General features: G+C 47.5%; 18 protein-coding genes and 1 pseudogene. 13 read left to right on the forward strand and 6 right to left on the reverse strand.

The window, feature by feature from the left end; all coding sequences use genetic code 11:
• Positions 1–154: 154 nt before the first annotated feature.
• From ACLB09_RS12845 to ACLB09_RS12855, 3 genes are all read right to left on the reverse strand, one after another.
• Entirely contained in the window at positions 155–1,906 is a 1,752-nt protein-coding gene (locus tag ACLB09_RS12845; RefSeq protein ID WP_410770234.1) for a PrpR N-terminal domain-containing protein, read from the reverse strand.
• A gap of 83 nt (positions 1,907–1,989) precedes the next feature.
• Positions 1,990–3,147: an iron-containing alcohol dehydrogenase gene (locus ACLB09_RS12850; RefSeq protein WP_410770235.1), complete on the reverse strand. Its 1,158-nt coding sequence runs from the start codon at positions 3,145–3,147 to the stop codon at positions 1,990–1,992.
• Positions 3,148–3,429: 282 nt separating this feature from the next.
• Positions 3,430–4,344: a helix-turn-helix transcriptional regulator gene (locus ACLB09_RS12855; RefSeq protein WP_410770236.1), complete on the reverse strand. Its 915-nt coding sequence runs from the start codon at positions 4,342–4,344 to the stop codon at positions 3,430–3,432.
• A gap of 98 nt (positions 4,345–4,442) precedes the next feature.
• Here ACLB09_RS12855 and ACLB09_RS12860 point away from each other — a divergent pair, with 98 nt between their 5' ends.
• The 6 genes from ACLB09_RS12860 to ACLB09_RS12885 all read left to right on the forward strand — a co-directional run bounded on the left by ACLB09_RS12860 (position 4,443) and on the right by ACLB09_RS12885 (position 10,956).
• Positions 4,443–4,907, forward strand: a complete 465-nt coding sequence (locus ACLB09_RS12860; protein ID WP_410770237.1) for a VOC family protein — start codon at positions 4,443–4,445, stop codon at positions 4,905–4,907.
• 76 nt (positions 4,908–4,983) lie between these two features.
• The gene (locus ACLB09_RS12865) at positions 4,984–5,553 is read left to right on the forward strand and encodes a YdeI/OmpD-associated family protein (protein WP_410770238.1); all 570 of its coding nucleotides are present in this window, start codon (positions 4,984–4,986) and stop codon (positions 5,551–5,553) included.
• A 200-nt stretch (positions 5,554–5,753) separates the two neighbouring features.
• Entirely contained in the window at positions 5,754–6,473 is a 720-nt protein-coding gene (locus ACLB09_RS12870; RefSeq protein WP_410770239.1) for a hypothetical protein, read from the forward strand.
• 166 nt (positions 6,474–6,639) lie between these two features.
• The gene (locus ACLB09_RS12875) at positions 6,640–7,002 is read left to right on the forward strand and encodes a collagen-like protein (RefSeq protein ID WP_410770240.1); all 363 of its coding nucleotides are present in this window, start codon (positions 6,640–6,642) and stop codon (positions 7,000–7,002) included.
• Positions 7,003–7,163: 161 nt separating this feature from the next.
• Positions 7,164–7,778: a hypothetical protein gene (locus ACLB09_RS12880; protein ID WP_410770241.1), complete on the forward strand. Its 615-nt coding sequence runs from the start codon at positions 7,164–7,166 to the stop codon at positions 7,776–7,778.
• Between the two features lie 232 nt (positions 7,779–8,010).
• Entirely contained in the window at positions 8,011–10,956 is a 2,946-nt protein-coding gene (locus ACLB09_RS12885; protein ID WP_410770242.1) for a glycosyl hydrolase 115 family protein, read from the forward strand.
• A 75-nt stretch (positions 10,957–11,031) separates the two neighbouring features.
• Here ACLB09_RS12885 and ACLB09_RS12890 read toward each other — a convergent pair whose 3' ends face one another.
• Entirely contained in the window at positions 11,032–12,525 is a 1,494-nt protein-coding gene (locus tag ACLB09_RS12890; protein ID WP_410770243.1) for a peptide MFS transporter, read from the reverse strand.
• Positions 12,526–12,786: 261 nt separating this feature from the next.
• On the opposite strand from ACLB09_RS12890, the gene ACLB09_RS12895 reads away from it, so the two are divergent.
• Positions 12,787–14,175 (forward strand): MATE family efflux transporter, encoded by a 1,389-nt coding sequence (locus tag ACLB09_RS12895; RefSeq protein WP_410770244.1) that lies wholly within the window; start codon positions 12,787–12,789, stop codon positions 14,173–14,175.
• Between the two features lie 67 nt (positions 14,176–14,242).
• Here ACLB09_RS12895 and ACLB09_RS12900 read toward each other — a convergent pair whose 3' ends face one another.
• Positions 14,243–15,739 carry a DHA2 family efflux MFS transporter permease subunit gene (locus ACLB09_RS12900; protein WP_410770245.1) on the reverse strand — a complete coding sequence of 499 codons (1,497 nt, stop codon included), beginning with the start codon at positions 15,737–15,739 and terminating at the stop codon, positions 14,243–14,245.
• A 125-nt stretch (positions 15,740–15,864) separates the two neighbouring features.
• Here ACLB09_RS12900 and ACLB09_RS12905 point away from each other — a divergent pair, with 125 nt between their 5' ends.
• Both ACLB09_RS12905 and ACLB09_RS12910 read left to right on the forward strand, forming a co-directional pair.
• Positions 15,865–16,419 (forward strand): TetR/AcrR family transcriptional regulator, encoded by a 555-nt coding sequence (locus tag ACLB09_RS12905; protein ID WP_410770246.1) that lies wholly within the window; start codon positions 15,865–15,867, stop codon positions 16,417–16,419.
• Positions 16,420–16,519: 100 nt separating this feature from the next.
• Positions 16,520–17,602: a helix-turn-helix transcriptional regulator gene (locus ACLB09_RS12910; RefSeq protein WP_410770247.1), complete on the forward strand. Its 1,083-nt coding sequence runs from the start codon at positions 16,520–16,522 to the stop codon at positions 17,600–17,602.
• Positions 17,603–17,618: 16 nt separating this feature from the next.
• Here ACLB09_RS12910 and ACLB09_RS12915 read toward each other — a convergent pair.
• Positions 17,619–17,843 (reverse strand): annotated as a pseudogene (locus tag ACLB09_RS12915) (winged helix-turn-helix transcriptional regulator); the annotation flags it as partial.
• A 92-nt stretch (positions 17,844–17,935) separates the two neighbouring features.
• On the opposite strand from ACLB09_RS12915, the gene ACLB09_RS12920 reads away from it, so the two are divergent.
• From ACLB09_RS12920 to ACLB09_RS12935, 4 genes are all read left to right on the forward strand, one after another.
• Positions 17,936–18,370, forward strand: a complete 435-nt coding sequence (locus ACLB09_RS12920) for a DMT family transporter (protein ID WP_410770248.1) — start codon at positions 17,936–17,938, stop codon at positions 18,368–18,370.
• A 106-nt stretch (positions 18,371–18,476) separates the two neighbouring features.
• On the forward strand, positions 18,477–19,448 hold the full coding sequence (locus tag ACLB09_RS12925; protein WP_410770249.1) for a helix-turn-helix transcriptional regulator: 972 nt from the start codon (positions 18,477–18,479) through the stop codon (positions 19,446–19,448).
• Between the two features lie 100 nt (positions 19,449–19,548).
• Positions 19,549–20,067: a DinB family protein gene (locus ACLB09_RS12930; protein ID WP_410770250.1), complete on the forward strand. Its 519-nt coding sequence runs from the start codon at positions 19,549–19,551 to the stop codon at positions 20,065–20,067.
• 223 nt (positions 20,068–20,290) lie between these two features.
• Positions 20,291–21,430: a 5-methyltetrahydropteroyltriglutamate--homocysteine S-methyltransferase gene (locus ACLB09_RS12935; RefSeq protein ID WP_410770251.1), complete on the forward strand. Its 1,140-nt coding sequence runs from the start codon at positions 20,291–20,293 to the stop codon at positions 21,428–21,430.
• Positions 21,431–21,578 lie beyond the last annotated feature (148 nt).

Raw genomic sequence — 21,578 nt, forward strand, 5'->3', positions numbered from 1 at the left:
AGCACCGAGAAGGTTGGATGAAGCTAGGGCCTGAGGAGCGGAGCGTACGTTTTGGGTACGTGAGCACCGGAAGGCCCGGCTGAATTCAAGATTCGATGCCGAGTTACATCTGATTCGCTTCGTGATCAAAAGACGACTTTTTGAACAACCTCTATCAGTCTTCTTTTAATTTGCGCCACAGGGTCGAGCGGTTGATGCCAAGCCGCTTGGCGGCCAGCGACTGGTTCATGCCTTCCTGCTCCAGCACGGTCCGGATGATGTCCCGCTCAATGTCCTCCAGCGGCTGGCGCAGGTTCAGTCCTTCTCTACCGGGCGCCGGGGCCAATCCGCTGCGGGCTTTCCGGCTTCCTTCTTCGAGCATCGCCAGCGCTTCCCGTTCAATGAACGGCCCCTCCGCCGCAGATACAAAGAGCTCCATCACCGTGCGCAGTTCGGTAAAATTACCTTGCCACGGATGCGCGAGAAGCGCTTCCATCACTTCTCCCCGGATACCCGCAATTTGCTTGCCCTGCCGTTCGTTCGTCCAGATCAGGCAGGCGCGGATGCTGCGTTCCAGCCATGGCGTATCCCGTAGGGCCGGAAGCGGAGTTCTCCGGTTCTGGCAAATGCGCAGCAGCTTGCCGGCCAGTCGTTCCTCCACGGCGAGCACTTCCGGATCCTTGTCAAACAGAAAGACCGTCTTCATCTTACGCTTGGTAATGAACTCGGCCAGCTCTCTCTGTTGCTTGGCGGACAGCATTTCCGCCCCTTCTATGGCGGTGACGCGCCCGCCGCCATACAGCATTAGCTCCATCATGGCCTTCAGTACCTCTTCCGACGATCTGCGGATATGGAGGTACAAGATGCCGTCCCTGGATTCGGAGAGGGCGGCGTTGATGATGTACCGCTTGCGTCCGCTGCCCTTTTCGCCGTATACGGCTGCGGGATAAGCCTGAAAGTCCGTCTCCTGACCGCCTTCTTCCTGATGGCAGAAAAAAGGGGCTTCCGCCAGAAGGTAACTGGCCACAAGGCCGCTGTGCTCCGGTTCTTCCTCCGATGCGAGCAGCATATACAGCCGGCGTTCATCCGCGGCAGGCAGTGCTTGCGCCCGCAGGTACAAACCCTGCTCGGGCTCATAAACGGCTGTCGCCCGGTCAAAGTCCGCCCCCCGGCCGACGTCCCTGAGCATTTCGCGCAGACCCGGATACATGGCGTACAGCGTATCCGCCGTTTCGGGAAGCTTCAGCAGATGCTTGAACGAAGGGTTGGCAAACTCCAGCTTGCCGCCTTGGTCCGTTGCCGCATATCCGCCCTGCAGCTTGCCCAGCATCGCCTCGTACATTTCATTTTTTATCTTCAGTTTCTCGGAGGATTTATAGAGCTGCCCGGCCCGCGAGAACGCTTCCATTAAAGACTCTTTGCCGGAGGTGATTAGCACGCCCTGCAGCCCGCTCTCTGCCGCCATTTTGACCGTGATGCTGTCGCCAATGACCACCTGGATGCCCCTCGATTTGGCGTCCGCCAGGGCTGCGCCGACTTCCTGCTCCTGATGGATAACGGTGTAAGTAATATCGACTTCCATCAAGCTGGACACGGACATAAAGCCTTCGATGATGTTGGGAAATCCGATCATTTCACATTTGGCGTTATATTCTTTTACCAGCGTCAGGATCCGCAAGATGTCGAATCCGGAGACGGGAATTTCCACGACCGGCAGGTAGGAATGCTTTTGCAGCAGCTTTGCCGTTCCGCCTCTGCTGATTATGACATCGTAGCCTTCCGTGTGAATGCGGCCGATCAGTGGCAGCACCCTCGACAGATCTCCATGCTCCACTACAATTTCAAACTCCTGCAGCTCATGCTGCAAACTCAGCGTTAATTCGGATAATCCCGGGTAAGGAGCAATGACGATTGTTTTAATTTTCATGCAACGACTCATCCTTGTTTTTTTATGCCATTATAACCCAGCTGTTGCTCTTAAAGCAGTAATAAACAGCGCCTCAGAACCTCTTAATGAAACAGCTTGCCGTATACCGCCCCGATGTCACCCAGCGTCATCGCCTTCGGATTGTTGCCCATCAGCCGGGTAACTTGCGAGGCCGCGAGCGAAAGCTCGGGAATATCCCCGCGCGCAGCTCCGAAGAGCGCCAAATCCTGAGGAATGCTCATCTCCCGGATCCACGACCGGATCTGCTCGATCACCTGCTCGGCATCGCGCTGTTTTCCCGCTCCCGTCTGAAGTTCCATCGCTCCGGCAACGAGAGCCAGCCGCTCCACAATCGCATCGAAATTAAATTCCATCACGTGCGGCAAAAGCATGGAATTGGCAACGCCGTGCGGTACATGGAATTTCCCGCCGATCGGATAAGCCATGGCATGCACGGCCGCCGTTCCGGCACAGGTCAGCGCCATTCCGCCGTACATGGAACCGATCAGCATATCCTCCCGCGCTTTTCTGTCTTCGCCGCGGTGATAGGCCTGCAGCATACTTGCGGAAATGTTGCGGATGGATTCAAGAGCGAACATGTCGCTGAAACGGTTGGCCTTGTTGGAAATAAACGACTCCAGCGCGTGGGTAAAGGCATCCATTCCCGTCGAAGCCGTAATGTCGCGCGGCAAACCAAGCGTCAGCAACGGGTCCAAAATGACAAGCGCAGGCAGTAAGTAAGGGCTTACTACGCCGATCTTCAGCTCTTCCTCCGGCAAAGTCACAATGGCGTTCGGCGTCACTTCCGAGCCCGTGCCCGAGGTGGTGGGGATCAGTACCGTCGGAATGCCCGGATTCGGAATCAGATCCGTCCCCAGCATTTCCCGGACAGAGAGGTCATTGGTTTTCATGACCGACAGCAGCTTTACAACATCCAGCACACTGCCTCCGCCGATCCCGATAATCGCATCGCAGGGAATTTCGGCTATTGCGCTATAAAGCTCTTCCAGTTGGGCGATGGTCGGTTCAGGCTGAACATCTGTATTCCAGTGCACGGCGATACCGCCGCTCTTCAAAAGATTTGTAACTTCGTCCAGCGTGCCGCTGCTTTGAAGAAAGGGCTGGGATACAAGCAGCACCGATTTTAAAGACCCTAGCCTTTGCAGATGCTCCACAATCCGCTCTAAGGAGCCGCAGCCTGCGATAACGCTGCGAGCTGTTTGAAAGAAATACTGTTTCATCTTATCTTCTCCTCTGGACGTCTTAAGTACATCAACTATCGCATTAAGTATAGCATAACGTTGCTATATTACAACAGTTTATCGATCCCTATTGGATATAATTAAAATAGTGTTGTAAAATGCAACGATTATTATCTGAAAAAGGTAACGCCTTGGGCAAAAGAAAATGTCGCGCTATCGTTGACAGACGAATTGATTAACAGTTTAACGGAACATTTGGGGGCGATTGAAGGCAAAAAAAACGGCCTCAGTCCCATTGAATTCAGGGCTAAGACCGCACCATTAACCATCACCATATTTATCCACCATTTTAAGTAAATAATTTCGAAATTCCTCAACGTAGGATGGGGGCTCCACAATTTTCAGATTCGTACCGAAGCTGGCCAAAAATTGAAATCCAAAACTGTTTTGAGGGATATGGATGGTTGCCAAGAAATATTCGGAATTATAGTTTTCAATACTCTTACGACCGTACCTTTCAATGAATTGATCTTTAATGCTGGGCGAAATCAACGCCTTAATAGCGACCAGTTGCGGTTGATACTTGGCTTCTTCTTGTTCTAATGCATCATCTCTGGGATTAAACGTTTTTTCATCCATATAGAGATGATCGATCCTGGATAATTTAAATGTTCTATAACTCTGACGATGCAAACAGAATCCCTTCAAATACCAACTCGTTTCGCTAAAATGAAGCCGGTAAGGCTCGACAAGTCTATTTGTCGTGGCGCCGTCTTTATCAATATAGTCAAATGAGACCAACCTTCGCTTTAATATCGATTCTTGGCATATTCTCAAGGTCTTAATGATCTCGGACCGGCCTGCCCAATCATAAAATGACAGCTGGATCGAACCCTTCATGGACAATGGGCTAACCATGGCCTCCATTTTTTTGATCGTGACTTCAACTTCTTCGCTAATCAAAATTTGTTCCAATCCGCCGAGCGCGGTCAATATATTTTCTAAGTCGGAGCTATTTAAAAGACGTTTATCCACCTTGTATTCATCCAAAATACCGTATCCGCCGTTAACTCCATGAACGGAATAGACGGGAATGTTGGATAGGCTCAGGGTTTCCATATCGCGAAGAATCGTTCTTTTGGAAACGCTGAATAATTGGGCAAATTCTTTGGTTGAAACGACGTCTTTTTTCAGCAATATCATGACTATAGATATTAATCTCTCTACCTTCTCCATAGTTGTCCCTCTTTTTACACTTATTTATAAAAGGTGACATACAGATGTCACCACTTATAAATTATACTTCATTTATCAAAAGAAGGAGGCATGACTTTATGGCAGCTATTGCTTATTTAAACTTTGATGGTATCGCGGAACAAGCGATCCAATTTTATTCCGAGGCCCTGAATGCGAACGAGGTGAAAAAAGTGAAATTCAGGGACTTTCCGCAGGATCCGAACTATCCATTGCCGGAAAATGAATTAAATATGATCATGGAGTCTTCCATAGAATTTGCAGGCGGGAGAATCATGATGTCGGATATTTTGCCGTCCATGAAGGCGGTAACCGGCGAGTTGGCGAAAGGAAACCATATACTTATTAGTCTGGTCATTGATGATAAACAAGCATTGGAAGAATACTTTAATCATTTGTCCGTTGGGGGCTATGTTATAATGCCGTTATCAAATACACCTTGGTCATCGTGTTTTGGAATGCTGGTCGATAAGTTCGGGGTTTCCTGGAAATTTAATAGTGACGCAGATAAGTTTCTTGATAAAGTCATCTCCGGCAAACAGTAACTCCTTCAAAAAAATGGTCTTGAATATAAAGGCCATTTTTTTATATTTCTTTTAGAAAGGATAATATGGTTGATCTATGGAAATTGAAAATTTAATTCCCGTAAAATCGAGAGAAGATTTAAGGATTTGGCTACGGAACAACTGTAAGACCGAAAAGTTTTGCTGGGTTTTGGTTAGTATGACGCCCACCCCGGACGTGTTGTTATATTTGGACGCGGTGGAGGAAGCTTTATGCTTTGGATGGATCGATGGAGTCAAGAAGAAAATTTCCGAAAGGGAGCTGGCGCAGAGGCTATCTCCAAGAAGCAAAAAAAGTTCATGGACCGAATTAAATAAAGAACGTGTCCGCCGCCTCGAAAAGCTGGGGTTCATGAGAGAGGAAGGCAGAGCGGTTCTTCCCGATATGGATTACGATTCTTTTAGAATAGATGGAGTTATAGAACAAAGGTTAAAAGAGGATAAGCAAGTATACGAGAATTTCATGGCCTTTCCGGATCTTTATAAAAGAGTTCGGGTCGACACGATCCAAAGCAATAAGAATCAGCCGGAATTATTTAAGAGCAGATTAGACAAATTCATCACAAATACGAGAGCAAACCAAATGTACGGTCAATGGAACGATAATGGCCGTCTACTGGACTATTAATATTCCCTACCGAAATTCAGGTGAATAGCAGGTGGATTCAGGACAGACGATCACTATAATGGAAACAAGATACAAATTAATATAGAGCCAATCTACAGGTCGTCAGGACCGGTTAAGTAATCAGGAGCTGCGCTTCATGCCGGATCTGGAGGATTTGCCGCCCTTGAACGCATGGGCGTTGCTCGAAGGAGTTGAAGCAGATGGACCAAGAGGTAATCGCCTTGGTGTGCGGCACCTGTAAAGGTTTATCGGAGCGCGTGAAGACGGAGAGTGAGTTTTTTGATCTCGTTGGCTTCGAAAATGAGATTATGGAATGGTCGGATTACGAAAATGAAGTTCCTCCGCTAGATGAACCCCATTGGATGCGGTCAGATCGCCCTCCCGTGCAGGGTCAGGTTAGAACGGTGAAAATCCATCATCCTTTCCATATGAGGGTAGGAGAACCCTTTTGGATGTTGTACACTCCGGTATCCTCCAGCCTTAATGGCTGGGACTCTCATCCCGAAGAGATTGAGCAGTCTTCTTTTGTTCAGTGCTCCATCGAACGCGTGCTTGAGCGAAATGATTTTAAAGCGTGGTTACGGGTTAAGGTCTTGGAGGTATGGATGATTAAGGATTACGATAGGCGTTTCCCGGCCAGAGACGGGAGTAACGGGTACTTGGAGGATTTTGAGGTGTTCGGGGAGCCTTATATATTCCATTACCGGGATTGGTTATATATAAGTGCCGGCGCACAGGGAGACCTCGGCGTATGGGGACTCGTAAAACGAATGGATAGTCAGTACCATATGCTAGTCTATGGGGACTGGGACTTTCATAGAAATAATGCTTTTGGAGGCAACGTCCTGCTGCCTAAGCACCAGATTGAGGGATGGATCGAGCAGGCGAAGCAAAAGGATCGCTACGAGACCGTAGAGTAGCAGAATTATGTCTGAAAACCCGTATTGTGAGAGGAGTAATTTCTCAGTCAACGATTGTATGATGTCGGCGGACGGGCGGGGAATTTTTTATTGGCATCCGCCCAAACGCCCTATCCGCGAATGCATATGATGATTATGCCTACTCATTGAAAAGGAGTGATCACATATGGGATTTTTTCCATCGCCGGGACCCGGCGGAGGATTTCCGGGCGGACCTGGAGGACCGGGATTTCCGGGAGGAGCACCGGGAGGATTTCCGGGGGGAGCACCGGGGGGCGTTCAACCGCCGACGTCTCCTCCACCGCAATTCGTACCGCAAATGCAGGCCACCACATTTGCCGTCGACCCCGGCGGGATCAGACGCTGCCTGTTCCGCAACACATACATTTGGCTGAACAACGGCGAGCAATTCTGGTTCTTCCCGGTATTCGTCGGACGTAATTCTATTGCAGGGTTCAGATGGTTCGGTTTCTTCTGGGGGTACTTCGGCATTGATTTGAAACGGATTAGCTCGTTCACTTGCTTCTAAGGGAGACTACAAGAGAGAACAGCCTGCGGGCTGTTCTCTTTGTTGCGCGGCTTTTTTATTTTCGGCTGAGTAGGGCAGGGGGAATTGTGTCAAAAGTAATGGAAACTATTAGTTGGTCAGGCTAAGATGAAAGCTAAAAACTAATGTGAAGGGTAGCTCCTATGCAGATCAAATCGAGAAAGAAGCTTTTTGTGTATGGTGGTTTGATTCTTCTGCTCCTATTGATAGTTTCCGCGATAGAAATCGTGACGTATCTTCAGTATGAACGATATAAAACGGAACCTGTAACCGTAGACTCTATTCTGCGATCGGTCTTTTGGGATGCCGGAGAGTACCGCGTTTCTGAGGTCAGGGATGATGAATCTTTTCAAATCGGTTTCCGCAAAGAATGGATTCCGGCAGACACCGAGCATCCTATCGAAATCGGGAAGCCGATAAAAACCGTGGGGGATACGACCCTACTCCTTGATGTGGCTTATCGCACGCAATTCCCTGATGGAGAAGAGGTGACGCTCATGGTCCAATTGGAGAACGACACTAAAAAATTGCGCGGACAGTTTCTTTTGGACGGTTATATCGGTCAAACTGAGGTTTTGCAGCCCCAGCTTGAGTTGTCGTTTTACCATCAAAATGAACCTATAGAAGCAGCCTCGTACGGATACGGTACCGGGGGGAATATTACGGTGTCTTTACCGCTTGATATGCTGGAGAAGTATCAGTACCAAATTGATGTCGTTGTCAAGGGACTGGTACTGTACGAATACGAGTGTGAATGATTTTAAATCTTGGAATGATGACAACTTTAAAAACATGAGAATGTACAATGGAGCATGCTACGGCAGCTCCTTTTGTTGTTTTTAAAGCTTACGCCCCTGAGATAAACATGTGAAATTTACAAGAATCCTTCTTGCATTGGCACATATCTTTTAACAGACGACCTTTGTATACTTGCTGTAATAAAAACTCTAGGAGCATAAGCTGCATGAAAAACAGCAGAAAGGAAGTCTTATGGAATTTACTATAACTCGGCAGTTGTTGAAAAATGAAAGCGCTACAAACCACAGTCCATCCGTGTCGGATGCCTTGTTTTACCGGGAAGAGGAAGCCTTCAGCGGTGTGAACAAGATTGCTGAAAAGGTAATGCATGATGTGGAGCTGGTTTTTGGTTATGCCCCGCAAGCGGCAACGGACAGAAATCGGCTTGGAAAAAATGTCGTTCTGTACGGAACCGCAGGTCACAGTCCCATGCTGCTCGAGCTTGAAGAGAATAAATTGATCGATTTGTCGGAAATCGAGGGGAAAAGAGAGGTTTTTTTATTCCAGGTCGTTGATCGTCCCTTTGAAGGCGTTGAAAAAGCATTGGTCATCGCAGGAAGCGATAAACGCGGTACGATCTATGGACTTTTTCATCTGTCGGAGCGGCTTGGCGTTTCTCCGTTGGTGGATTGGGCGAATGTAAAACCGGAGCGCAAAGAATCCTTCGCCTTGAGCGGGGATTTGAAATATATCTCGAAAGAACCGTCCGTTCGTTTTCGCGGCTTTTTTATCAATGATGAATGGCCGGCCTTTGGGAATTGGACCACGAAAAATTTCGGCGGCTTTAATGCGGAAATGTATGATCACGTGTTTGAACTGCTGCTGAGGCTGAAGGGGAACTACCTCTGGCCTGCCATGTGGTCAGCCCGTTTTTATGATGACGGACCGGGCTTAGCCAATGCGGAATTGGCGAATGAATATGGAGTCGTCATGGGGGCCTCCCACCATGAGCCTTGTTTGCGTTATGGAGAGGAATATAAATATCTCCGCGGAAAGGATTCGATTTATGGGGACGCCTGGAATTTTGTTGCGAACAGGGAAGGGATCACGAAATTCTGGGAAGACGGCCTGAAACGCAGCGGCAAATTCGAGAGCGTAGTTACGGTCGGTATGCGCGGTGAAGCGGATACGGCCATCATGGGGAAAGAAGCTACCCTTGCCGATAACATCCGGTTGCTGCGGGAGGTACTGCAGACGCAAACCCGGTTGATCAGGGAAAATATTCATTCAAACCTTTCCGAAGTACCCAAAATGCTGGCTTTATATAAAGAAGTGGAGCCTTTTTTCTATGGAAATAAGAATACGCCTGGATTAATCGGCTCCGAGGAGCTTGAGGACGTTATTTTAATGCTCTGTGACGATAACCACGGGAATCTCCGGACCCTGCCAACCAAAGAGATGCGCAACCATAAAGGCGGTTATGGCATGTATTATCATTTTGATTATCACGGCGGGCCGATCTCTTATGAATGGATTAACAGCTCCTACCTCCCGAAAATCTGGGAGCAGATGACGATGGCTTACGACTTTGGAATCCGCGACCTTTGGATCGTTAATGTGGGTGACATCGCCACGCAAGAATTTCCGTTATCTTATTTTCTTGATCTGGCTTATGATTTTGAACAATGGGGAACCGGGGCGATCAATAAGACGGATTTATATACGAAGCAATGGATTCAAAAGCAGTTTGCCGGCACGTTCCTGGAGAAGGATATGAACAAGATTTTTGAGCTCATGACGGGATATACTAAGATTGCTCATAAGCGCAGGCCTGAACATATGAATTCAAAGGTATATCATCCGGTGAATTACAAGGAAACCGATGATTTATTAAACCAAATCGATCACCTTTTGGATCTGGCTAATGAGCTATATCATACGGTGGATGAAGCGCACTTGCCGGGCTATTTTGCACTCGTCTATTATCCGGCTGTCGGAAATCTCAATTTACAAAAAATGTGGCTGCTCACGGGTAAGAACCATTACAAAGCAAAGCTCGGGGAAATGGAAGCCAATAAGCTTACTGAACAGATTCGAGAATGCCTGACAAAAGATAGGGAGCTTGTGGACCAGTTTCATACTATGGATCAGGGCAGATGGTACGGTATGGGGCTATCCGAGCACATCGGCTTCACGCAATGGAATGAAGACGAGGCTCGAAATCCGATTCTCATGAATGTCATACCTGCGAATAAACCCAGATTACTCGTAACCGTTGATGGAACGACTCAGTATAGTGAAGGAAGCTCATGGCATAAAAATAAATTAGTTATGAATGATTTTTTGCAGCCGGAGGTGGAGGAAGCTTCATTTACGATTTCGAGTATTAGCGATCTTACCGCCGAGTACAGGATCACTTGTAATCATTCATGGCTAACCTGTTCCAAAACGAACGGCAGCTTGGACGGGAAAGAACAAACAACGGACGTCGTTCATGTAAAGATTGACCGCAGCGCGTTGAATGGCGAGACGGAAGGTCATATTGTCATAGAAATGCCGGTAGGTACCTGTACCGTTATCGTGAACGTATCCCGGTGTGATTTTAGTGAACTGCCGGACATGACCTTTATCGAGACGAACGGATATATTTCCATCGAAGCCGAACATTATGCTCTGAACAAGGAAGCCATAAATCAGAACGTTGATGTCAGCAGATTCGAAGTGATTAATGGATACGGCAAGACATTATCTGCTATGAAGGCTTATCCAACGACAGAATACTTTACTGCAGGCAAAGATGCGCCTTATCTGGAATATAAGTTTGCATTACAGGAAGGCGGATTGTATGAGGTAGAACTCTATATGCAGCCATCAAATCCGGTAACGAATGAAGGTACATTGTTCTGCGGGATCCAAGTAAATGAGGAAGAGATTAAAGTGGTTAATACACTTCCTGAGGGGTATCGGGTGGATGACTTTAATTGGGCAAAAGGAGTGCTTGATCACATTCGGAGATGCAGTATGGGAATCCATTGCCGGAAAGGGCTGAATACATTAAGGATTTTTGCCGTAAGTCCGGGGTTTGTATTGGAGAAACTGGTCATTTATCCGGAAGGAAAGAAACCTGCGGAAAGCTATCTGGGACCTGCGGAAACCTACTATATAGGTAAAAAGAGAAAAATCGAATTCGAATCTTGAAGGTGTTAATCAAAATCATGCAAAGAGCGGCGATTCTCCGATTATTGGAGAATCGCCGCTCTGCATTCGGTTCTTTTACTGTATCCCTTTCATATACCCCTGAATTTTAGAGGAGAACGAGAAGAGCAAGATGCTGAGGAGGATGGCCGCTCCTCCAATGGTGCCAAAGTATGCCATCTCGGTGGCAGGCGAGTAGAATTTAACAATTTGCGCATTAATCGCTTGGGCAGCCGCGCTGGCTAAGAACCATAAGCTCATGGCTTGAGCGGAGAAAGCGGCTGGCGCCAATTTGGTCGTCGCCGACAGTCCTACAGGAGACAGGCATAATTCCCCCAGCACCACGATGAAATAGCTGAGAACCAGCCACAGAGGATTAACCAACGAATCCTCGCCGCCAAAGTAAGCCGGCAAGAGGATCACCAGGAAGGATAATCCGGCAAACAATATGCCAAAGGCAAATTTCTTCGGAATCGTTGGCTGCCGCTTGCCAAGCTTCATCCATAACCAAGCGAATACGGGAGCTAAAGTGATAATAAATAAAGGATTTAGAGATTGAAACCAAGCCGGCGAAATATGAATTCCGGCAAAATCCAATTGCGTCCGTTTATCCGCATAATTGGCAAGGATGGTTGACCCTTGTTCCTGAATAGCCCAGAACATGATCGCTGCAACAAACAGCGGAATATAAGCGATGAGTCTAGAACGTTCAACGCTTGTGGTTCGCGGACTGCGGTACATGACAATGAAATAAAGGCATGGAATCAGAATTCCTAGAATGCCTACGATTACGACAAAGGAATCAAATGTTAACAGACCCAACGGAACGGTAATCGCAATGATCGCTGCGAGAAGTAAGACGCCAATTCCGACGACTAGAAATACTTTTTTTCGTTCCGCCGGCGATAACGGACTTGGTACGAAGGTGCCCGCAAGGCCGAGGTTTTTTTTCTTGGTATAGATAAACATGATCAATCCCAGAAACATACCGACGGCTGCGATGCCGAAGCCCAGGTGGAAATTGTAATCCAATCCGACCTTTCCTACAATGAGCGGAGCGATGAATCCCCCCAGGTTGATGCCCATGTAGAATATACTGAATCCTGCATCCCGGCGCTGGTCATGTTCGCTGTAAAGTTCTCCTACCACACTGGATACATTGGGCTTCAGTAAGCCCGTACCCAGCACGATCAGAACCATGGAAACAAAAAATAAGGCCATGCTTCCCGGAATGGCCAAGGCGATATGCCCCAGCATGATTAATATTCCGCCATAAAATACGGCTTTGGACGCTCCGAATATCCGATCCGCTAACCAACCGCCAATAATCCCGGACATATAAACGAGTGAACCATAGATGGACATTATGGCGAGAGCGGTGCTCTCCTCCATGCCGAGTCCGCCCTGGCTCAATTCGTAATACATATAATAAACCAGAATCGCTTTCATTCCATAGTAAGAAAAGCGCTCCCAAAACTCTGTGAAGAACAGAGTAAACAACCCTTTAGGATGTCCAAAAAATCCCCGTTGCGGAACACTCTCCACTATTTTTTGCTTGTTTAAATCAGCCATACTGCGACTTCCTCCCTTGGTGGTAACAAAACCTTCTGCTAAAAGTATCATCTCTTAGTAAGAATACCCATTATGGGTCGTTTTCAACTTTCCAAGCCCATATGGGCTTATAGCGGATGCAAAAAAAAAGTATAACACAATGGTGAAAGGTTGGGTGTGACAGAACTCTAAGATAAATAAATATTAAACATAGACGTTTTTTCTTGCCGGAGATACACTAGGGAAAGCAATAAGAATAGACATAGTAGGAGCTTGTAAAACGTGACTCTGACAGATCGTATTCCATCCTGGAAAAAACTTAGTCTTTTTGCCGTGACTTGGCCCATCTTCATTGATTCCGTACTTCGGATGATGCTGGGTACGGTGGACGTGTTTATGTTAAGCCGCATATCCGACAAGGCGACAGGTGCGGTAGGTTTAGCCAACGAAATTATTTATTTCTGTATTCTGATGTTCGGCTTTGTGGGAATTGGCACCAGCGTTGCGGTCTCCCAGTATATCGGTGCCGGGCGGGAGAAAGAGGCGGGCCGCATCTCGGCGCTGGCCATTACGATGAACCTGATTTTCGGGATTCTTGTCAGTATTGTCCTCGTTCTTTGCAGCGAGCCTCTCCTGCGGCTGTTGAACCTGGATCCCGAACAGATCGGCATCGCAAGCCATTACTTAAAGATCATCGGCGGCTTTATATGGATTGAGGCGCTCTCTTACGCGGTTTCGTCGGTAATCCGTGCAAGCGGACACACGAAAAGCGTCATGTTTGTGACTCTGGGCGTCAATATCATCCACGTGACGGGAAATTATTTGCTCATTTTCGGCAACATGGGCTTTCCGGAATGGGGCGTTACGGGAGCGGCGGTATCCACGGTCGTCAGCCGTTTGCTAGGCATCGTGGTTCTTTTCTTGATTTTATACCGTCGGGCTCCCTCACGGATTCGCGGAAGGGATTTCGTGACCTGGAACGGCTCTTATGCCAAACAGATTATGAGTGTGGGCTTGCCTGCGGCAGGCGAGCATCTCTCCTGGCAATCGCAGTACCTCATGATCATGAGTTTCGTCAATATGATTAGCATCACGGCGCTAAACACCCATGTATACGTCATGAATGTATCGAACTATTTTATGGCGCTTGCCATGGCGGTCGGGGCCGGTACGGAAATCATCGTCGGACAAATGGTCGGTGCGGGGGAAATGAAAGCGGCGTATCAAAGACTCATGAAGAGCGTGAGGATCAGCTTCGTGCTGACGTTAGCCATAGTCGGTACGGCCGTGATATTCCGGCATGAGTTGATCGGCATGTTCACGAAGGACCCCAATATTATTACACTCGGAGCGAGTATTTTCTTGCTTTCCATTGTGCTTGAGCCCGGCCGGACCTTCAATATCGTCATTATCAATTCGCTGCGCGCTGCCGGAGATGCACGCTTTCCCGTCATGATGGGCGTCATCTCGATGTGGGGAGTCTCGGTGCCGCTCGCTTATGTTCTTGGCGTTCATTTCGGAATCGGATTGTTTGGCATATGGATTGCTTTTACGGTAGATGAATGGCTGCGCGGGCTCATCATGCTGCTTCGCTGGAGAAGCCGGGCCTGGGAGAAGAAAGCGCTCGTGAAGCCGGCTGCCGCCCCGGAAAATAGTATGGGGGTTTCCTAAAGGCCCCCCGATCCGTGCTTGGCAGCTAACGTGTGCCTAGAAAATCCCTAAGAAAAAAAGCCACTCCTTAACGGGAATGGCTCTTTTTTTCGTCCGTGAGCTTGTTTTTCATGGGCATAAATAGGGTTATAACAAACGCGACAGCGGCTAGAATCATCATGAAATAATAGGCGTCGCTTGCCCCTAAAATGGATGTAAGGGATTTAAGGAGCTCATCCGAAGTGGAAGGATCGTTCTGCATCACTGTAGCTGCATGGCTCTTTGCCTGCACTGTATAAATCGTAATTACGACAGCAGTACCGATGGCCCCGGCAATTTGGCGAACGGTATTATTCACTGCCGTACCATGCGTACCGAGTTGTCTAGGAAGCGCATTTAGCCCGGCCGTATTGAGCGGCATGGTGATAAAGCTTAATCCGATCCGCAGGCAAATGGTACGAATCATTAGATACATATAGGTTGTTGATTGAGATAAATCGGTTACCGCCCACATGGATGGAATAATAAACAGCAAACCAATGAGGAACAGCGGCTTCGCGCCATAACGGTCGTATAATCTACCGGTGACAGGTGACATAAATGCATTTACAAGCGCACCCGGCAATAAGAGCAGCCCTGCATCAAACGCCGTAAAACCACGGCCATTCTGCAGATAAATAGGCAATAAGATCATATCTGCGTACATCATCATTGTGACTAATACGTTAATGAGAGACGTTAACGTAAAGATTTTATTTTTGAAGACAGACAGGTTTAACAGCGGATCATCGGACCGGACTTGCCGAATACAGAATAGGGCCGTTACAACGATCCCGATTCCTAAGCACAGGATGACCAATACATCGTCCCAGCCTTTGCTTCCGGCAATACTGAAGCCGTATAAAATCAAGCCGAACCCGACGGTGGATAAAAGAACGCTAACAACATCCAGCTTCGATTTAGACGTTTCGGAGACATTAACTAAATACTTGAATGCCAAAGCTATGACAATGACGACAAGCGGGATGAGACCGATAAATAACCAGCGCCAAGAGTGGTATTCGACGATAAACCCCGAGAGAGTCGGCCCGATGGCAGGAGCGAAAATCATGGCCAGTCCAAGCAAGCCCATAGCGCTGCCGCGTTTTTCTACGGGGAAGATGGCGAGCACGACACTCATCATGAGCGGCATTACAATTCCTGCACCGGCAGCCTGGATCATCCGTCCCAATAAGAGCACCATAAAGCTTGGCGCCGCCGCGCAAATGATCGAACCGATTAATAAAAACGACATGGCACTTATAAATAACTGACGCGTCGTAAAGCGTTTCATTAAATAGGCCGTAATCGGAATCAATATCCCGTTGATCAGCATAAATCCCGTTGAAATCCATTGTACGGTCGTTGCCGTAACCTCAAATACATCCATCAGATTACTCAAGGCGACATTCAATAGCGTCTGATTGAGTGTGGATAGGAAACAACCGAGGATTAAGATGGTTAGTAAAATCCCTTTATTGATTTTCTTTAAGTCTTCTTGCATTGCTGCTGTCCTCTCCTCGTTGCTTTTTCGACATGGTGTCAATAAAATATATCTTAACAGTATTTAAGAACGATTCCTATTTACAATTCCGCCGAAAATGTCGACTAATCGACAGAATGGACGGATCGGTTGATGAAGTGACGAATAAACGATAATCGAGGGATGAAATGTCTGAACATAAAAGAATTGATCCGCGAGCCCTTCGCTCCAAAAAAATGCTGAAAAATGCCGTTTTTTCATTACTTTCCGAAAATGTGGAGATTTCTCAATTAACCGTTCAAAAAATAGCCAACCGTGCAGAATTGAATCGTGCAACGTTTTACTTGCATTATGAGGATATTAACGATTTATTGCGGCAGATCGCGCATGAAATTTTTGACGACCTGTCCGTGAAAGTTGAACCGCTACTGGAAGCGAAGAGCAGCAACGAACAGGAGCAGCTGGTTACATTTTTAAATTATTTTTATGAATACCGGAAAATTTTTGCTGTATTGGTGGAGCATACGGGTTTCAAAAAGCAGTTATCCAACCTATTGAAAAATACTATAGAAAAACGAAGGGACGCGAGAAACATAAATTCCGCAAGGAGGGTTGCCTCAGCCGATATCGTGGCGTCGTCACTTCTGGGGATTATCATGTGGTGGATTAAGGATGGTATCGAATACAGCGCGGAGTACATCGCGGATCAAATTACCTTGCTGTATAAAAGAAGGTATTTGTAGAAGGACACCTGTCGGTTGCCCTTTAATGATTTTAATATCACAAGAAATATCAAAAGAAGAAATACCGTCCAACGTATAATTTTATTCAGGAGTGAAGCAAATGAATGAATATATACAACTTATGATTGATTGGATTGAAAAAAACTTGAAAAAGCAATTTTCGCTGGATGAATTGGCGAGTTACATGGGTTATTCCCCCTATTATTGCTCTTTTAAGTTTCATCAGGCCACAGGCATAAGTATCAGGCGCTATATCTTGCTTCGAAGATTGCATTTGTCCACGGAAGACTTGAAACGCAACCGGAAGGTAATCGACATTGCTTTTGAGTACGGTTATTCCTCGCAAGAAGCTTACGCAAGGGCCTTTAAGGCCGTATTTGGCATAAGCCCGCGAGTATTTCAGAAGAATGAAACGGCAGTTCAATCCTTTATTAAACTTACGATTAATCAAGGCGAGGACGTGAATAAAGTGGCATTATCGAGAGAAATTGAGGTTAAACAGCTACAAAAAGAGAAAAGGGAGTTGTTCGATAAAGATGTGTTGAACATCTTAAACGGGCAAATGATGTATGAAGAGTTCAAAACGAAAAAACTGATGGGCGACTCGGATTATGTCCCCTTTAATGAAGCGATGTGCGTAAATGAGACGACGAGGCAAATATTTGATGAAGAATTCATTGAAGTCAGGGCATCCGGCCATCATGATTCCGTTGAAATTTATACGAACAAGGTAATTCATCCATTAGAAAGTCTATTTAAGAATGATTATGCCTACATTGTTTTATGGTTTGGCGAAGACCTGTTTTGTCAGATGAATCTTCTAACCATCCTTGCCTATTTAGAACAAGCGCAATATAAAGGCAAAGTATTTTTAAATCATTTCCGGGAAGATGAATTTAAAGTGAATCAAATGGAATTGACATTGGGCAGCTACCGTGCCGTGTACGAAGAAGTGTTAATCAACCATAAAAAGCCGTCAAATGAATTGCTTCCCGTCATGTATCAGGCCATCGACCTGTATTTGGACATGCTGAACGAGAATAATGCGGTCGTAAAATACATTTCCAGAAACAAGTCCCTACCCACCCCTGAATTAGTGAAGCGGTTATTCGAAATTTTCCCGACATTGGGCTATGGCGATTCACAGTATATAGAACTTATTAATAAACAAAAAAGAAATTAGAGCAAGAAAACCGGATTCAATTATTTTGGTTTTGTGCTCCCCACTCGCATAGCCCTTCCAAAACGGGTAATAGTGTTTTCGCATTATCCGTGAAGTGTACTCGACTTCTGGCGGGATTTGAGGGTATTCTTTCCGGTTAACCATTCCGTCTGCTTCCAATTCTTTCAGTTGTGAACTCAAGGTTTTATAAGTAATGGGTTCCTATCTGTCTTTTCAGATCGTTAAAACGAACCGGCATATTAACAATTCTTTGTTTGATTGCTGCCCTGCTGGGTTCAATGATCATAGCTTGGGGAGACATCGGGGTCAAGAGAGGCTTTAATAGGAGATGGATTGTCTTTATTAGGAACTATTCTGGTGTCTGCTTATATGTTAGCGGGTCAGAAAGTAAGTCGCAAAGTCGACGCAAACTTATACAGCGTGATTGTCTTTTTTATTGGCGGGAGCGTCATGTTAACTTACAGTTTGTTAAATGATATCCCTTTAATAGAATATGACTCCTCGGACTGGACCTATTTCTTTTTGCTTGCGGTAATCCCGACTATTTTCGGACAATATATTTTTAATCTGTTGTTAAAATCAATTGGCGCAACTACTGTTTCCGTAGGTATTATCGGAGAGCCTGTTTTGGCAATCATTCTCGCCTATCTATGCTTGGGAGAAAAGATCTCGCTATTTCAATTTATAGGCGGATTGGTGACCTTACTGGGCATGGGGATGTATTTTTGGTTACAATCCTTAGAGAATTCAAATGAGGCGCATGCTTGAATGCCAACGTTGGTGATTTTTTGAAACTGGCTATGGGCAACAAGTAATCGGGGTAGCTCCGCGCCGTATAGCAGGTTTTCATTTTTCGAGGAAAGAAGGTGCCCCGATGGCAAAATGGGATAACATGCTGTCCATGCTTTGGATGCTGCGATCCGGAAGGAAGCTTACCGCCGCGCAGATCGCGGACAGTTTGGAGATCAGCGTCCGCACCGTGTACCGGTATATCGACGCGTTATGCGCAAGCGGCGTGCCGGTCGTCGCGGAATCGGGCCATGAGGGCGGTATTCGCATTATCGAAAACTTTCAGGAGACGCCTTTGTTCTTCAACTCCGTAGAGCTGAAGGCGCTTGTGGACGCGTTTAAATTTGCGCAAGGCGCCGGCTACCCGTATACAGAGGAACTGGAGAGCGCGTTGAAGAAGGTGGAGAACGGGCTGCATGAAGAGCAGCGTCACGATCTGTCCCGTCAGACGAACGGCCTGGATGTGATTTCTCCGTCGCGCCCGCCTTCCGTCGTTCCGTTGCTCAGGGAACTGGAGCAGGCGGAGAAGGACGGAAGAACGGTCCGCATCGCCTATCGCAAAGAGAATGCGGAGCAGGCCGACGAACGGGATATCGATCCGTACGGGTTGGCTTACGACCGCAACGAATGGTATGCCGTCGCGTTCTGCCATCGGTCGCAGGGAGTGCGGACGTTCCGCGTGGACCGTATCGCGCGCTTGGAGGCGACCGAAGCGCGGTTCGAAAAGCCGGACCATTTCTCCGCGTCCGCTTATTTTCGCGGTCGGTCCGAACGGGAACGGGAGGCGGAAGGACCGCTTACAGTCATCCGCATCGAGGGAGAACCCGAGACGCTGAACGCGGTTTGCGGCCACTGGCATCTGCGCCACTATTTGACCGAACGGACCGATCGGGAGGCTCGGTTTCTGCTCGACGTTCCGACGGCAAACAAGTACCTTCCTACTTATCTGCTGACGTTCGGCACGGCCATTCGCATTCGGGAACCGTTGGAGTTGAAGATTCGGATCCGGGAATTGGCATATGGAATCGCAAAACATTACGAAGACGATCCCGATTGAACTTCGCTGACAACGGTTGTCAGCGAACCCGGTATACGATAGAGACAAGGCTGCGGTAATGGCGGTCAAATGATAACGATAAAGGAAAGGTGAATTCATCATGCTACAACACTCGCATCCATTGTACGAATATCATGTTTGGGCAAACGACCGGCTTTTCGCCCACCTGAAGCAGCTTCCGAAGGATGCATTTCATGCGGAAGTGACGAGCGTATTCCCGTCCGTATCGCAAACGTTCGGACATATGTACTTGTTCGAACAGCTCTATATGTACGTGCTCGCGGAAGTTTCGAATGAGGATATTTTTCCGAAGATTCCGGGCTGGACCGAGGAAGCGCAGGGGAAAAATTTGGACGAGATGCGGCAGTTGTTCGCCGGCGTATCCGAACAGTTCCGCGTTTTGCTGCGGCGTACGCCCGATCCGGACAAGGCGATGACGATCGAGCATCCGAAGTATGGCCGTTTCGATACACATTTCTCCGACATCCTTCGGCATGTGGTCAACCACGGGACGTATCACCGGGGCAATGTGACCGCGATGCTGAGGCAGCAAGGGTATGCCGGGGTCCCGACCGATTATATGTTTTATTTGATGGAACGGCGGGAAGGTCAGCGGTAAACGAGGCGGACGAAGGATTCAGCAAGTGAGGGCACCCAACGGGGGTGCCTTTTGATTTGCGCAATAGCCGGTACGATTTAGCGAAAATTCTTGTGGGGCAGGGGGTAAACATCAGGTTTGGTATAGCTGATAGTTATAACCAGCTATAACTCTTTGGTAGAACGTTATAGTCAATCGGATATGCTATATTAATTTTAAAATTATCTTACGAGGAGATTGACCTATGAGCATTCAAACCGAACCTAAAAACCGGACCGTTACTCCATTTCGATATGATATCGTTGGCAGCTTCCTGCGCCCCCGCGAGTTGAAGGATGCCAGATTAAAATTCCAGAACGGCGAAATTACCGCGGATCAACTGAAGGAAGTGGAGAACGCCGAAATCGTTAAGCTCGTACAGAAACAAAAAGAGGTTGGTCTTCAAGCCGTAACCGACGGCGAATTCCGCCGTTCCTGGTGGCATCTGGACTTCTTCTGGGGATTTGACGGTGTAGAACGGACCATCATTGATCAAGGCTACCAATTTAACGGCGCTGAGTCCAGACCCGAAACAGCCCGCCTTACCGGCAAAATAAGTTACAGCAGCCATCCTTTTGTTTCGCATTATGCATTTTTAAAAGGAGTTGCAGGCGAGGACGTGGTTGCGCGTCAATCGATTCCCGCGGCCGCGCAGTTCCTGTTCGAGTTGGACCGGGCGGAAAATCAGGAAAGCACGAAGGCAGTATACCCGAATCGGGAAGAGCTTGTATCGGATATTGCCAAAGCGTACAGAGCGTCGATTCTTGATTTCTATGAAGCAGGCTGCCGCAGCATACAAATCGACGATTGTACTTGGGGAGCGCTTTGCGATGAACAGTTTATGGCATTCATGAAGCAAGCCGGCGTGAACGTAGCCGAATATGCGGAGGAATTCGCGAAATTGAACGAGGAAGTGGTATCCGGTCTGCCGGACGATCTCGTTGTAACGACGCACGTATGCCGCGGCAATTATGTTTCGACTTATGCCGGAGTAGGCGGAGGTTATGAGCCTATCGCGCAAACGCTCCTGAGCATCGACAACTATTCCGGATACTATCTGGAGTTCGATACCGAACGGGCAGGCGATTTCAAGCCGCTTCGCTTCTTGAAGGATAATCAGCAGGTCGTGCTTGGCCTGTTCTCTTCCAAAATTGGCGAGCTTGAAAGCAAGGAAGATATTCTGAACCGGATCGAGGAAGCGAAGCAATACGTCGATCTGAACCGGATTTGCTTGAGCCCGCAATGCGGTTTCGCTTCTACGGAAGAAGGCAACCATCTGACAGAGGAGCAGCAATGGAGAAAGCTTGCTTTCATTAAAGAAATTGCCGAAGAGATCTGGAAGTAATCGCAAAGACTAGGGTAGTTCTAAAATCCGAAATTACACTTTACGCCACGCCGTCTGTGCTGCATGCAGGCGGTTCTTTTTTTTGGAGTCTATTTTGCATCAAGGTAAATGCTGCAATGGTAAATCAGAGGATGGGAGATGGAATAAT

Origin of the sequence: Fontibacillus forbon (assembly GCF_046559655.1) — a bacterium.
Taxonomy (GTDB): Bacteria; Bacillota; Bacilli; order Paenibacillales; family Paenibacillaceae; genus Fontibacillus.